This window comes from Sphingobacterium sp. MAE, assembly GCF_056711605.1.
Map to the genome: position 1 here is coordinate 1,183,541 of NZ_CM160044.1, position 13,878 is coordinate 1,197,418.

Consider the following 13,878-nt stretch of genomic DNA (forward strand, 5'->3'; position numbering starts at 1 on the left):
GTACATTTTTGACCTTAAATTACCCTTCTATAATGTTTGTTATTCATAAATGAAATTATGAACAAAAAATTATCCGAAGCTGTTTCGAGATTGTATCTGATAGCTGGAAATAAGTGATGGCCTTACTTACAATCCTCTGCTGCAAATATGTTAATACCATGGAAAAAATGATAATAATAATCCAATTTAAATACCAATGTTTAAAATTGATTAAAAATATAAACAAGATATGCCATAGATAAATCCAAATAGTAGATGATCCGATAAAATTTAAAATGGTAACGTTTATATTTCTGAGACGGGGTTTTATCCAAAATATAATCGAAAAAATAATTATAGCATAATAAATATAAAATGAACGTGGTGGATATTTAAGTGATCCAATATCAAATGGTTTATCTAAGTAAAATATAGTATATGCCATTCCTAGAATAGTTATGACCATGCAGGTCATAAATAAGGTAATTTTGGTCTTTGAAGTATAATCTTTGTATTGTGCTCCGAGCATAAAAAAAAGAAGAAACCCCAAGCTATAAGAGCCAAATTGATCTATATATCTCTGTACAGTAGGCTCAAAGAGATTTTTTGAATAGTGGATTACTATTTCATAGATAACATAATATAATAATAGCTGCCATTTATTTTTTATGAAATTGCTACATAATGGTCCTAAAATAGCGATCATCAAAAAAATACGGATTATCCAAACATATCCGAATCCATCCATTAACATATAACTTGATAGGATGATGTGCGGATATTGTGTGTAGTCGACCTTGAATAAATAGGGAAAGCAGTATTGAATACTATAAAATAGGGTTAGAAAAGCCCAAACAGGTACTACAAGACGAACAAATCGTTTCCATAGATAAGAGGTAATGTCTGCAATGGATTTAAATTCTTGATTTTTATCGCCAAATAAAAAACCTGAGATAAACACCATTAGTGGTACATCAAAATTTCGAACTTGAAAAATAAAGAATGGAGGGTTGACATGTGCCAATATAATGCAGATTAATCCTAAACCACGTATAATATCAATCGATCTGTCCCTCTCAATCATCATTTTTTATTTGCGAAGGTAGTAAATCTGTTAAATTTTATGCACAAAAAATTCCATAGGATAGTGTAATCCTATTAACACGATAGATGTCCCCTATATGAAAGGTAATATTGGTCTAAAAAATAGATACGATTTATTCGGGTTGTCTCAGTAATTCTTGTATTGTTGCCGTAATTGTTGTAGTATCCTCTTCATCTTCTAACAGGGAAAACGCAATATAAGTTGCATAAATTTCAAGGCTTAATTTTTCATGTTTATCCGCAATAAACTCGTCAATTTGATGTTCGGTACAGTCAAATCCAATTTGCTGTAATTCATTGAAGAGATTCGTTGATATAGTTTCATGTTCTTCACCACAGGCAAATGCTACCAATATATGAAATAAAAATTTGTCAATAATTTCACTATCAGTTTGTTTGAATAGGGATAGGATGTGGTTATAATCAAACTTTGTTTTGGCACTATTGACAATAATATCCCAAATTTCATATTCTAAAGACGCTTGCATAGTTCAGTTGTTAATTAATTATAATCGGTTACTTAAATATAGTCAAAAACAATTAATAATAAAAATTTGTTTAGTATTTTTTTAAAAACTACCTCGGCTTTTTTTATTTCTATTGCTTGTATTAATCGACTGCATACGAACTAATTGAGACCTATAGGCATTGCTCAGTAAGCATAGATAGTGAAACAAAAAAACAACCTTAAAGTTAAGTGATCAGATAGCGTGCTTTTCTTATAGAAAGCGTGAAGTCTATTGTACCCAACGCTAGAAGTCATCTTTTTAATTCGTAATTCTCGATACATATGCTTCGATCGTTTTTTGTTTCTTAATTAGATCTCAAATTTATTGGGCGTGGTATGATAATTGAATATCTGTTTATGTTATTTTTGAAAATTAGAGGCTTTTTATTAGTTTTAATAAACCAAGAATATAAATGCACTCATTTTATTTATTTAAACTTTTTATTTATGGCGATTAGGATTCTATTATTGTTTTTGATGATCTCATCACATATTTCCGCGCAAGAATTGAACCTCCTTAAAATTCGGAAAGAATACTCTTCGGCAGTAAAAAGTGAAGATATCTGCGAAAATAATTTGAATTTATTACGATCTAAAGCTAAAGCTACAACAGAAAAAGGTTATTTAGCTGTATACGAAATGGTCTATGCGAAGCATATGGGTAATCCATTTAAAAAACTTGGTCAATTCAATAAAGGAAAAAATTTATTGGAGAGTTTAATCGTACAAGAACCTAATAATGTTGAACTCCGTTTTATAAGATGGAGTGTCCAGACACATGCCCCTTCTATTTTAAATTATAGTGCAGATATACTGGAAGATAAGAAATTTATGATTAATCATCTTTATAGTATGCAAAATCGCGATGTTAAAGAAATAATATATCAATATATAAAAGGAGCAAATTCTTTTAGTGAAGGAGAGTTGAAAGAATTGGTTAGATAATTTCCTATTTTATTTCATTATATTTTGATTAATCTTTATAAATCAGTTATTTAACTTTTGAATTATAAAAGTCAGTAATTTGACTTTAACTTGATGAATAAAGGGTTAAATATTTTTTAAAATTATTATTTTTGCAAAAGTTAATCTTTAGCAATTTTATTAATAATTAGATGGTATGGCAAAGCGTAATTTTGTTTCAAATTCCACTGAATCTTCAAGGATGTTCAAAAGTGATTTATTAGAATCACTGACTAAGGTTCATTGGAGTGTTCCTATAATATTTTATTTACCTGTAATAGGTTATTTTTCATGGAAGGCCCTAGGTCCTGGTGAGCTTGGTATTTTTAGTTATATACAATATTTTGTCTTTGGACTTGCTTTTTGGACTTTATTTGAATATGCTTTGCATCGTTGGATTTTTCATTATCATCCAACCACCAAATGGGGTAAGAGAATCGCATTTATATTTCATGGAGTGCACCATGACTATCCAAAAGATAGATTAAGATTGGTAATGCCTTTATCTGCTAGTATTCCTTTAGCGGCTCTGGTTTATTATTTATTCACGTTCTTCTTTAGTTCTGATATTGTATTAGCTGCATTTTTTTCAGGATTTATGATTGGGTATTTAATATATGATGAATGTCATTATGCTATGCACCACGCTAATTTTAAAAGTGGAATATTTAAGCGAATAAAACAACACCATATGTTACATCACTATTCAGATCCTGAACATGGATTTGGAGTTAGTTCTTCACTATGGGATGAAATAATGCGTTCTGGATTTCCAAAAGAAGAGGATAAGTCTGAAAAAGTTAATATCGATAAATAATCTGTATGATATAAATACTACTCATCATATAAAATATAGGATTTTTAAAATACCCCCAAAAAGTATCTTACTTTTTGGGGGTATTTTTATTTAAGCTAACATTACTATTTTATCGGATATAAAGTCTATAAACAACAAAAGCCCAAATTGCTTTGGGCTTCATTTTTTGTTGGCGGAGAGCGATGGATTATTACATGATCCCTTAAAGGGGGGGAGGCTTCATCATAAAATAAAGCCATTCGCTTTGCTCATTTACTTTGTTGTTTATGTCTTATTGTTGGAGCAAGCTCCCAAAAGTCTATAAACAACAAAAGCCCAAATTGCTTTGGGCTTTATTTTTTATTGGCGGAGAGCGAGGGATTCGAACCCCCGGACCTATGACAGTCAACAGTTTTCAAGACTGCCGCATTCGACCACTCTGCCAGCTCTCCGCCACAAAAGTAGAAAAATTCATTTAGTCACCAAAACTTATTTTTTAGTTGATTGAAAATGAGGTAGATTAATTTTTAATGCTTTTTTTTAGGTTTAAAAAAGCATTAAAATGCCTTTAAACGCTATGGATGTAAGATTTCAAAACAATGTTTTTTGATATTACTTGCTATTTTATCAATCGGTAGATCATCAGTATCAGTTCCAAATGGTTCCTCAATTGACTCTCCAATTAATTCCAATGACGTCAGTACATAAAAGATAAAAGGGACTGCTGCGATCACAAAATAACCGATCGAAAAAACATATCCCATCGGTAAAGTTGCGGTATATATTATGATGAACTTTTTTATAAATGCATTATATGATAGTGGGATTGGGGTATTTTTAATACGTTCGCAAGCTCCACATACATTTGTGAAAGATTGTAGTTCATCGTTGATAATGATAAACTGATCTCCAGTTATTTTTCCGTCTTTATATAATGAATTAGTATTTTTAAAAATTAAAGATGCCACTTGGTTAGGTCCGTGTTTTTGATCATCTAAATTTTTAAGCTCAGGATGCAGAACCTCATCTAACATAAACTTGGTATAATCTGAATGAAGAAAGGTATAGAGTGTTTCGGCATATAATGGAATTGCTTTTCTGTAAAAACTTCGGTTTACTTTATCATCGGTCTCTAAAAAAGCATTCATCTTGTATGCTAAACTTCTACTGATATTTGTTAAAGTTCCCCATTGCTTTCTTGCTTCCCACCAGCGATCATAAGCTGTGTTTGTTCGAAAAACAAGTAACAAAGAAAGTACAAATCCAAGTAAGCTATGTACGATTGTAATATTTTTAATCCAACTTTTTTCAGCTAGTTTAAGATATTCAAGTTCGAGATATGCAATCCCCCAAGAGTACAGTGCTGCTAAAATCAGATAGGGAAATAATTTTCGAAAAGTATCTGTTTTATGAAGTTTTATAGTTGAGGTTAGCCAATCTTTTGGGTTGTAAACAATCATAGACAAAAATACAAAATGTTTATTTTAATTTTGATACTTTGTAAAAGATAGATTAATTTCATTTCCAAATGAAGAAAAAAAAAGTGCAGCTTAGTAAGACTTATCATGCCGCTAACGTTAAAGATAAAAAATGGAATTATATTATATTAGGCGGAACGCTTCTTTTACTTTTGCTTTTAGCAATCGCATGGCATTATCGTGCAGGTATTAAATACTATATCGGCACATGGGGAGCCGGTCGTGCAGTAGTTAGTAAAGAGGCTAAGTATGATATTCGAAATGTAGAGATCATGTCGAGCCATTCAGATAAAATTTTTGGTATTGATATTTCACAATATCAAGGTGATATTAATTGGAATGAAGTAAATACAATAAATGATCAATTTCCAATCGATTTTGTATTTATAAGGGCAACTATGGGGGAACGTAATGTAGACGAAAGATTTAAAGAGAATTGGAATGCTGTTGCTAAAAGAGCAAATCTAAGAGGTGCTTATCATTATTTCCGACCTAATGAAAACTCTGTCAAGCAAGCTAAAAATTTTATTAAAGCTGTTAAACTTGTGCCTGGAGATCTGCCTCCAGTCTTGGATATTGAGGAGATGCCTAAGCATCAACCTATGGATAGTTTGAAAGTAGGATTAAAGCGTTGGTTGGATGAAGTTGAATCACATTATAAGGTCAAACCGATTTTATATTCAGGAGATAAATATTTCACAGATTTTTTACAAAGGGAATTTAGCGATTATGTATTGTGGATCGCTAATTATAATTTTTGGGTTGAAGATTTAAAAGATCATTGGAATTTTTGGCAATTTTCGGAAAAAGGAACGGTAAGGGGGATTAAAGGAAATGTAGATTTAAATATCTTTAACGGAAACATTGAAGAATTGGAACGACTGACTCTTCCTTTTTAAAATTAGTATACAAAATAATCATGAGCGTGCTGCTGAACATCAGATAGCTTAATCAGCAACGCAATCATGCGTAATTAATCATCATGAAACATACATATAGAAACATAGCAATTTCACTTATACTTTTTACGTTCGTTACCTTTCTAAGTTTTGGAAAGTCGTTTGCGACAATGAATAAATCGCTTTTATCCAGTATCCATCAAGATAGTATAAGTCCTTTACCCTTAAATCTGACTCAATTTATGGCTTTAGAAGCTACTGGAGCGGTTATATTGGATGCTAGATCTTCTGAAGAATTCAAAGCGGGTTATATCCCCAAATCTATTCATATCGGATGGAAAGGTCCATTTAAAATTTGGGTGCAAAAAATATTTATGGACAAGCATCAGCCTATAATATACGTGGCAGACCATTCATCTATTACACTTGTATTTGAAATGCTTACAGAACTTGGCTATACACAAGTACTGGGTTATCTTCATGATGGAGTAGATAGTTATAAGAAACAGTATTTGTTAAATACTGTTGATGAGGTTGATGCAGCAACTTATTTAGATTTATCAACAAAAGGTCAAATAATTGATGTTAGGTCGGAAAAAGAGTTTGCAGAAGGGCATATTGACAATGCGATGAATTTTCCACTTAAAGATTTAGGTAACTTTAACATTAATTTACCAGAGTATAACAATTATTACGTTCAATGTCTTTCTGGATATCGCAGTATGATCGCTATATCTATTTTAAAAGCAAAAGGTATTGAAAATGTAATTAATATAAAAGGTGGTTATCAAGCATTGAAAAAAATAAAGGAGGAAAAATAATGGCTACATTCGATGAGATTATAAAATCAAATGACGTTGTATTAGTGGATTTTTTTGCAACTTGGTGTGGACCATGTCAAACTATGGCGCCCATATTACAAGATGTAAAAGAATTTTATGATGAAAGTTTGTCAATTATTAAAATTGATGTGGACAAAAATCCTAAGATAGCGGCAATTTACAAGGTAAGTGGTGTACCTACATTTGTTCTGTTTAAAAATGGTACACAAGTATGGAGGCAGAGTGGAATGATCACAAAGGCTGACCTCCATAAGCTTATTGATTCACACAAATAGAAAAAGGATGATGATTTAATCATCATCCTTTTTTCTGAACAAAATCTTGTCAATTCGATTACCATCCATATCAAGAACTTCAAATTCAATATTTTTATAGTGAACTTGTTCTCCCTCTAGGGGCACATGGTCAAGCAATAAAAATACGAGCCCTCCAAGTGTTGTAATATTATTGATTTCATCTTCATCTTCTTCAGAAAGACCAATTTCAAATTCTTCCATGAATCGATCTAATTGATATTGTCCATCGGCAATGTAAGATCCATCTTCACGTTTTCGAATTCGGGGTTTGCCTGTTGATTGATCTTCCGGTAAATTACCGACTAAATCCGAAAGAATGTCTCGAAGCGTAATTACCCCTTGTGTAGAACCGTATTCATCAATTACAATGGCTTGATGGATATGTGAAGCCCTGAGAATTGCCAATATACTATAGGCAGAGCTATGTTCGTTGACAAATTTTATAGGTTCAATCAATTGTTGTAAATCAATTGGTTTTTCTTTTAGGTATTGCGATAATAATTTTTTAACATGGACAACCCCTTTAATATTATCTAGATTGCCTTCACAAATAGGATACATGGTATGCTCTGTATTCATGATGATATGTCGATGCTCCTCGAAGCTATCTTCTAAATCTAAGAATGCTATATTACTTCTGTGTGTCATTAGGTTTATCGCTTTCTTATCTCCAAGGCTTAATAGGCGATCTACGATGTCATGCTCTATTCCTTCAATAGCACCACTATCAACCCCTTCATCTACTAATGCTTTTATTTCTTCTTCGGTTACTGAATTGTGCGTGCTTTTGATATTAAATAATTTGACAATACAATCTGTTGAAATACTTAGCAACCATACAAATGGACGAACTATTTTACTTAATAGATTCATGGGATAGGCGATCACCATAGCATACTTTTCTGGAATCGCCATTCCAATTCTTTTTGGCACGAGTTCTCCTAATACTAGGGAGAAGAATGTAATGACAAAAACAACGATTATGACCGATAATTGCTCGCTATAAGGAGCTAAAAAAGATATCTGTACAAATAATTGTTTCAGATAGGTCGCAATGCTTCCACCACTAAAAAAACCTGTTAAGATCCCGATTAATGTTATACCGATTTGAACGGTGGATAAAAAGTTATTTGGTGATTCCTTTAATGCTAAAGCTATTTTTGCTGCGGGGTTATCTTTGTCAGATGCAGCTTGTAATCTGGCTTTTCTACTGGAGACGATTGCAATTTCAGATGCAGATAATACTCCATTAAGAATAATTAGAGCTAATATAATAAGGACTTCTGTGAGCATGTTTTTTTTATACTTAGGCTAAATGTAGTGAATTTTTAGAAATTAATCTGTAAAAAAGATTGATAGCTCTCTTTTGTCATCGTTTTAGCCTTCGTCTGAAATACAAAAGGCTTCTAAATCAGAAGCCTTTTGTGTGTTTTTATAATCCGCTATCGTCAAGCATAAAAGTGTTTTTCTTTGCTTTCCATTTTCCAGAAGTGAAATCAGGAAAGTCAACTGTTTTGTTTCCTTGTTTGATGGAATCAGTTGATAGTGGAAATACTGCACTCATGGTAACAGAGTCATATACGTCAAATGGAGTTTGTTTGCCTTGCTTAGTGGCTTGGATGAAGGAGTTAAATACAAACCAATCCATACCTCCGTGACCAGATCCTGTTGCAAGTGTTTCATATTTTTTCCAGATCGGGTGATCATATTTTTCTACCCATTCTTTTGCCGGATCCCATGTATGTGGTTTAGATTTACCTTCGATGTGAATACCTTGTGCAACATCCATCCATATTCCCTCAGTCCCTTGTACACGGAAACCGATCGAGTAGGGTCTTGGTAAGTGTGTATCATGCGTTAATAAAATGGTTTCACCATTTTGGCATTGAATCATGGTTTGAGTAATGTCACCATTTTTATAATTCAATTTTGCATTTGGATGACCTGGTGCTTTCTTTTCAACATAAGAAGCTAAGCCTCTCGCTTTACTTGAATACGAAGTCAGGTGTGTAAAACGATTTCCTGCGTTTATATTGATAAAAGGTAGAATTGGACCTAAACCGTGAGTAGGATACAAATCTCCATCTTGCTCTACATTGTATTTTGTACGCCATTGTGCTTCAGAAATAGCCTTTGGACCAAATTCGACACCGTTGCCATAGTAGCTTTTACCATCATTAAAAAGTACTTCACGTAAGTCATGTTGATAACCTCCTTCTAAATGTAGCAATTCACCAAATAATCCTTGACGGTGCATATTAAGGACAGCCATTACATCACGACGATAAGCAACATTCTCTAAAGTCATGTACGGCTTACCTGTCTGCTCAGATGCTTTAACAACATCCCAGTGATCTTGTAAAGTCAAACCTGCGATCACTTCGCAACCTACATATAGACCTGCCTTCATAGAGTCAATGGCTTGATCTTTGTGAAATTCCCAAGGAGTTGCAATGATGACAGCATCTAACTTTTCTTTACTTAACATTTTCTTGTAAGCATCGATACCACCAGTGTATTCCTTTGGAAGTTTAATTCCTTTTTTGTCAAATTGCTTGCGGCACTGTGATAAAGACTCTTCTTGTGTATCACAAATTGCTACAACTTCGACATCATCACGGTTCAATGCAATGGCAACATGGTTACGACCTCTAAGTCCTACACCTATAAATGCTAACCTTACTTTACCATCTTTTGCAAATAGATCTGTACTAGAAAGGATGCCCAATCCCGCAGTTGTAACTGCTGTAGATTTTATGAAATTTCTTCTGTCCATAATTTTTGTTCTTTTATAATCAGGATATTAAATATCCTTTTTTAATAACATGTGATTTTAGTTTGATATCACAGAATTCGCTATTAAACAAATATATCAAATTGGAAATATAAACTTAATGTGCAAACGTTTGTCTAAAATGAAAAAAAAGAACAATCGTTTGTGTTAATATTTTATTAGCACTTTTCACAACTATTTGAGATATTGCAATCCAGTTAAAAACTTAATTATTTATAGTTAGTAAAATTTTTAATGTCAAATTCGAATCAAATAAATGGTCTGAAAGCTGCAGCTGCGTTTTCTTTAAGTGAGGATATCATTAGTGTAGATGCTTTTGGTTCAGGACATATCAACGATACATATCGTGTAACAACAAAAAATACACATGGTAAATCCTTTTTATTGCAAAGGATAAATCATTACATTTTTCAAAATGTAGATGGTCTTATGCTTAATATTAAGCATGTAACGGATCATTTAAAAACGAAAATTGCACATTTGCCAGCAGATATCCAACAATCAAGGGTGTTGACCATAATTCCAACAAAATCGAATGATTTATATCATATAGATGAAGATGGCAATTATTGGCGTATGTTTATTCTTATCGATGACACCAAGAGCTATGATGTTGTAGAGACAACAATTCAGGCTTCAGAGGGTGGAAAAGCTTTTGGTCAATTTCAATTACAATTGGCGGATTTAGATGCATCTAAGATTGTTGAAGTATTACCTAATTTTCATAATATTCAATTTCGCTTAGACAATTTGAAGCGTGCAATTGCTAATGATTCTCATAATCGGGTTAAAAATGTACCTGAGATCTTAGATTTTATCTTGTCAAGAGAAGATCGTATGAAAACAATACTTAATCTAGGTGATAAAGGAGAGTTGCCATTGCGCATTACCCATAATGATACTAAATTTAATAATGTGCTGCTAGATCAAAATGATCAGGCGCAGTGTGTCATTGATTTAGATACAGTAATGCCGGGTTATGTTGCCTATGATTTTGGAGATGCCATACGAACGATCATCAATCCAGTTGAAGAGGATGAAAAAGATTTATCTAAGATTGTTTTAAATATTCCTTTATACGCTGCTTATGCAGAAGGTTATCTCAACGAGGCGAAAGAGTTTTTAACGGACGTGGAAGTTCACTCTTTAGTAGAAGGAGTATTTTTGTTACCTTATATGCAGGGTGTACGTTTTTTAACAGATTATCTTGAAGGTGATCACTACTTTAAAACAAAATATACTGATCATAATTTAGTAAGAACAAAGACGCAATTGAAATTGGTTGAGGAAATGGAAAGACAGGAAGAAGAACTGAAAAATGCTATTAGCTCGGTTTTACAAGATTAATAATTACCAGATGAGAGTATAGGTAAAACTGTGCTCTCTCTTTGTTTATATTTAGTATTATTGTATATGACAAATTCTATCATTGTACCTTCTATTGATTTTGGAGATTTAAAGGGATACCAGTCTTTAAATAAATTACTATCTGCCATTGCATGGAACGATATCGCTATTGCTAATTGGAATCATGATTATCCCTATGCACCTACAGCAAAATTTAGAATTGCGTATGATCAGCAAGCAATAGTAATCCAATATAAAATAGAAGAAGAAGTTATAAAGGCGCACTATTACATGCATAATGATAATATTTGGGAGGATAGTTGTGTTGAGTTTTTTATTTCTTTTGATAATAGAAAACACTATTATAATTTTGAGTTTAATCCTATAGGAGCTGGCTTGATTGGTTATGGTACTAGTATCAAAGCAGAGCGTTCGAGGTTGACCAGGCAACAGGTAGATCAAGTCGAAGTGTTTACGTGCATTGAACGCAATAATTTGGGGACACAGTGGAGCTTAATTCAGTACATTCCTTATAGTGCATTTAGTTATAGTCAAGTGACCTATGCTTTTTTGAAAGAAAATCCAATTTTCGCTAATTTTTATAAGTGTGGAGACCATTTACCAAAACCTCACTTTTTGTCTTGGAATAAAATAAATCATCCAACTCCTAATTTTCATTTACCAGAATTCTTTGGTGAATTATTTTTTGAGTAAGAGTTGGATGACTCTTTAATGTTAGAGTTATTTATAGACACTTTCTTTTTTGAATTTCTTAACAAGTAGTGCATATACTAATACACGGTACTTGTTACGATTTGATTTACCAATTTGAGTGAAAACCTCATCAACCGCTGCGTCAAGTTTTGCATCATCTGCAAGACCTAATTTTTTAATTAGAAAATTAGTTTTTAATCCTTTGATTTCATCAGGATCGGAAGATGCGATTGTTTCGGCATCTGCTTTATAGATAGAGGGGCCGAGTCCTCTTGTAACAGATTCAATAAGAGAATCTTCCAATGGCAACTTTAATTTTTTTGCTTCTGCAATATATGCAGTGATTTTTTCATCTAATTTGCTCATAATAGGGTGTTATTAAATTGATTTTTATAATTGATCATTAAATTAAACAATATTCCTTAAATAAGGAATAAATATTGTCTTTTTTAATGTTAAAATTGCCTATCTTTGCAGTAGGCGTGAAGGATAAAAAATAAATCACTTTCTTAGAATATTTGTTACGGAATATTCTTGCAAATAAGGTTTTAATAAATTATCTTTGCACCTCAATTATTGAATATACGTAATCATAAGATAAAAATGAAAAAAGATTTGCATCCTTCAAATTACAGATTAGTTGTGTTTAAAGATATGTCAAATGACTATTCTTTCATCACAAAATCATGTGTTGATACAAAAGAGACGATCACTTGGGAAGATGGTATTGAATATCCAGTTGTGAAATTAGAGATTTCTCATACTTCACACCCTTTCTATACTGGTAAAATGAAATTGGTTGATACGGCTGGTCGTATTGATAAATTCCGTAGCCGTTATAACAAAAAATAATTTTTGTTATCCTAAGGGTATCACAATATTAAAACTCGATAATATTCATTATCGAGTTTTTTTTTGTTATTTTTATAGGGTGATAGTTGTGTTATTTGATCAATCGACGCAGTCAAGTTATCTGCAATGTTTTAATGGATTGGGGAATCTATTTAACCCCGATTCTTTATGGCCATTTACGAGTCTCAAATCTACTGCTTTGCTACGTGTGGGCATATTACCATTGTTTGAAAAATGGGCACATGCCTTAGATGCTGTAGTCTTATACGATTCTCAGGCAAGTGAGGTGTCCCTTGATGAACAAATCGCTTCATGGTCACATGAAGGTCAGGAACTCTTCTTCGTTTCTGTAAATGTTATCCCTACCGAATCCTTTGTTGAAAAATTAATTTCTTTGGCAAAAGGACAATATTTACGATCCGATAATAACTTATTTGCATTTAGAGCTGATTTTGATCAACCCTTTAATGCCAGTATGGAAAAAGTCTTTTTTGGTCAGGATTGTATACAGCTACAATTTATTGAGGATTTATATTTAAACATCGGATCTGAAATCATACGTGAATTTGGAATCTTAACGCATGACAGACGCTCAGAATTTTATTCAAATACAAATATAGTTTTGGGGGATCAATTATTTGTTGGTCAGTCAGTGGAGATGGAATGTGTTACTTTGAATACAAAGACGGGTCCGATTTATATAGATGATGGTGCCATTATTATGGAAGGAGCTAATTTAAGAGGCCCTTTATATATAGGTAAAAATGCCGTTGTAAAAATGGGAACTACCATTTATAGCAATGTTTCCATTGGCGACTATGCTGTGGTGGGAGGGGAAATCTCGAACTCGAGTATAGGAGATTTCAGTGCTAAAGGGCATTATGGATATCTAGGTTGCTCAGTTGTCGGCGACTGGTGTAATTTGGGTGCTGGAACAACAAATTCGAATCTCAAAAACAACCTATCTTCAATCAAACTATATGATTACAGGTCTGATTCATTGCGTGATACCGGATTGATGAAGTGTGGCTTATTTATGGGAGATTTTACTCGTACGGGTATTCAATCCATGTTTAATACAGGTACTGTTGTTGGTCTGGGGTGTATGTTGTCGATAACCGGTTTTTATCCTAAATTTGTATCATCATTTACGTGGTTATATAACGAAGGGAACGAGACTTATCAACTTCAAAAGTTTATTTCTGATTTAGAAGTTGTATTTTTATCAAAAAATAGAAAATTAGACAAGAAGCTAATTGAAAAAATTATAGAAATTAATCAATCAAAATTTAAAAACTAAAGTATT

General features: G+C 32.6%; 15 protein-coding genes and 1 tRNA gene. 9 read left to right on the top strand and 7 right to left on the bottom strand.

Going from position 1 to position 13,878, the window contains the following annotated elements; all coding sequences use genetic code 11:
* Positions 1–55: 55 nt before the first annotated feature.
* On the bottom strand, positions 56–1,066 hold the full coding sequence (locus AC06G9_RS05030; RefSeq protein WP_480957624.1) for an acyltransferase family protein: 1,011 nt from the start codon (positions 1,064–1,066) through the stop codon (positions 56–58).
* A 130-nt stretch (positions 1,067–1,196) separates the two neighbouring features.
* Positions 1,197–1,571: a hypothetical protein gene (locus tag AC06G9_RS05035; protein ID WP_480957625.1), complete on the bottom strand. Its 375-nt coding sequence runs from the start codon at positions 1,569–1,571 to the stop codon at positions 1,197–1,199.
* 467 nt (positions 1,572–2,038) lie between these two features.
* Here AC06G9_RS05035 and AC06G9_RS05040 point away from each other — a divergent pair, with 467 nt between their 5' ends.
* Positions 2,039–2,536: a hypothetical protein gene (locus tag AC06G9_RS05040; protein WP_045755217.1), complete on the top strand. Its 498-nt coding sequence runs from the start codon at positions 2,039–2,041 to the stop codon at positions 2,534–2,536.
* A 175-nt stretch (positions 2,537–2,711) separates the two neighbouring features.
* Complete coding sequence (locus tag AC06G9_RS05045; RefSeq protein WP_248754580.1) at positions 2,712–3,371, top strand: sterol desaturase family protein; 660 nt, start codon at positions 2,712–2,714, stop codon at positions 3,369–3,371.
* 343 nt (positions 3,372–3,714) lie between these two features.
* Here AC06G9_RS05045 and AC06G9_RS05050 read toward each other — a convergent pair.
* A tRNA-Ser gene (locus AC06G9_RS05050) sits at positions 3,715–3,802 on the bottom strand.
* A 123-nt stretch (positions 3,803–3,925) separates the two neighbouring features.
* Positions 3,926–4,810: a bestrophin family protein gene (locus AC06G9_RS05055; RefSeq protein WP_045755128.1), complete on the bottom strand. Its 885-nt coding sequence runs from the start codon at positions 4,808–4,810 to the stop codon at positions 3,926–3,928.
* A gap of 68 nt (positions 4,811–4,878) precedes the next feature.
* On the opposite strand from AC06G9_RS05055, the gene AC06G9_RS05060 reads away from it, so the two are divergent.
* The 3 genes from AC06G9_RS05060 to trxA all read left to right on the top strand — a co-directional run bounded on the left by AC06G9_RS05060 (position 4,879) and on the right by trxA (position 6,844).
* A complete protein-coding gene (locus AC06G9_RS05060; RefSeq protein ID WP_480957626.1) occupies positions 4,879–5,727 on the top strand; it encodes a glycoside hydrolase family 25 protein in 849 nt (282 codons plus the stop codon).
* A 242-nt stretch (positions 5,728–5,969) separates the two neighbouring features.
* Entirely contained in the window at positions 5,970–6,548 is a 579-nt protein-coding gene (locus tag AC06G9_RS05065; protein ID WP_434441493.1) for a rhodanese-like domain-containing protein, read from the top strand.
* A complete protein-coding gene (trxA, locus tag AC06G9_RS05070) occupies positions 6,548–6,844 on the top strand; it encodes a thioredoxin (protein ID WP_045755126.1) in 297 nt (98 codons plus the stop codon). Before AC06G9_RS05065 ends, trxA begins: the two co-directional genes overlap by 1 nt.
* A 15-nt stretch (positions 6,845–6,859) precedes the next feature.
* On the opposite strand, the gene AC06G9_RS05075 is transcribed toward trxA, so the two are convergent.
* Together AC06G9_RS05075 and AC06G9_RS05080 are read right to left on the bottom strand one after the other, a co-directional pair.
* A complete protein-coding gene (locus tag AC06G9_RS05075; RefSeq protein ID WP_045755125.1) occupies positions 6,860–8,158 on the bottom strand; it encodes a hemolysin family protein in 1,299 nt (432 codons plus the stop codon).
* Positions 8,159–8,297: 139 nt separating this feature from the next.
* On the bottom strand, positions 8,298–9,641 hold the full coding sequence (locus tag AC06G9_RS05080; RefSeq protein ID WP_045755124.1) for a Gfo/Idh/MocA family protein: 1,344 nt from the start codon (positions 9,639–9,641) through the stop codon (positions 8,298–8,300).
* Between the two features lie 252 nt (positions 9,642–9,893).
* Here AC06G9_RS05080 and AC06G9_RS05085 point away from each other — a divergent pair, with 252 nt between their 5' ends.
* Together AC06G9_RS05085 and AC06G9_RS05090 are read left to right on the top strand one after the other, a co-directional pair.
* The gene (locus tag AC06G9_RS05085; protein ID WP_045755123.1) at positions 9,894–11,006 is read left to right on the top strand and encodes a phosphotransferase enzyme family protein; all 1,113 of its coding nucleotides are present in this window, start codon (positions 9,894–9,896) and stop codon (positions 11,004–11,006) included.
* A 66-nt stretch (positions 11,007–11,072) separates the two neighbouring features.
* A complete protein-coding gene (locus tag AC06G9_RS05090; protein ID WP_480957627.1) occupies positions 11,073–11,720 on the top strand; it encodes a carbohydrate-binding family 9-like protein in 648 nt (215 codons plus the stop codon).
* A gap of 27 nt (positions 11,721–11,747) precedes the next feature.
* On the opposite strand, the gene AC06G9_RS05095 is transcribed toward AC06G9_RS05090, so the two are convergent.
* Positions 11,748–12,086 (bottom strand): DUF2853 family protein, encoded by a 339-nt coding sequence (locus tag AC06G9_RS05095; RefSeq protein ID WP_480957628.1) that lies wholly within the window; start codon positions 12,084–12,086, stop codon positions 11,748–11,750.
* A gap of 237 nt (positions 12,087–12,323) precedes the next feature.
* On the opposite strand from AC06G9_RS05095, the gene AC06G9_RS05100 reads away from it, so the two are divergent.
* Both AC06G9_RS05100 and AC06G9_RS05105 read left to right on the top strand, forming a co-directional pair.
* Entirely contained in the window at positions 12,324–12,572 is a 249-nt protein-coding gene (locus AC06G9_RS05100; protein ID WP_084405389.1) for a type B 50S ribosomal protein L31, read from the top strand.
* A gap of 88 nt (positions 12,573–12,660) precedes the next feature.
* Entirely contained in the window at positions 12,661–13,872 is a 1,212-nt protein-coding gene (locus AC06G9_RS05105) for a putative sugar nucleotidyl transferase (RefSeq protein ID WP_434441480.1), read from the top strand.
* The last annotated feature ends 6 nt before the right edge of the window (positions 13,873–13,878 follow it).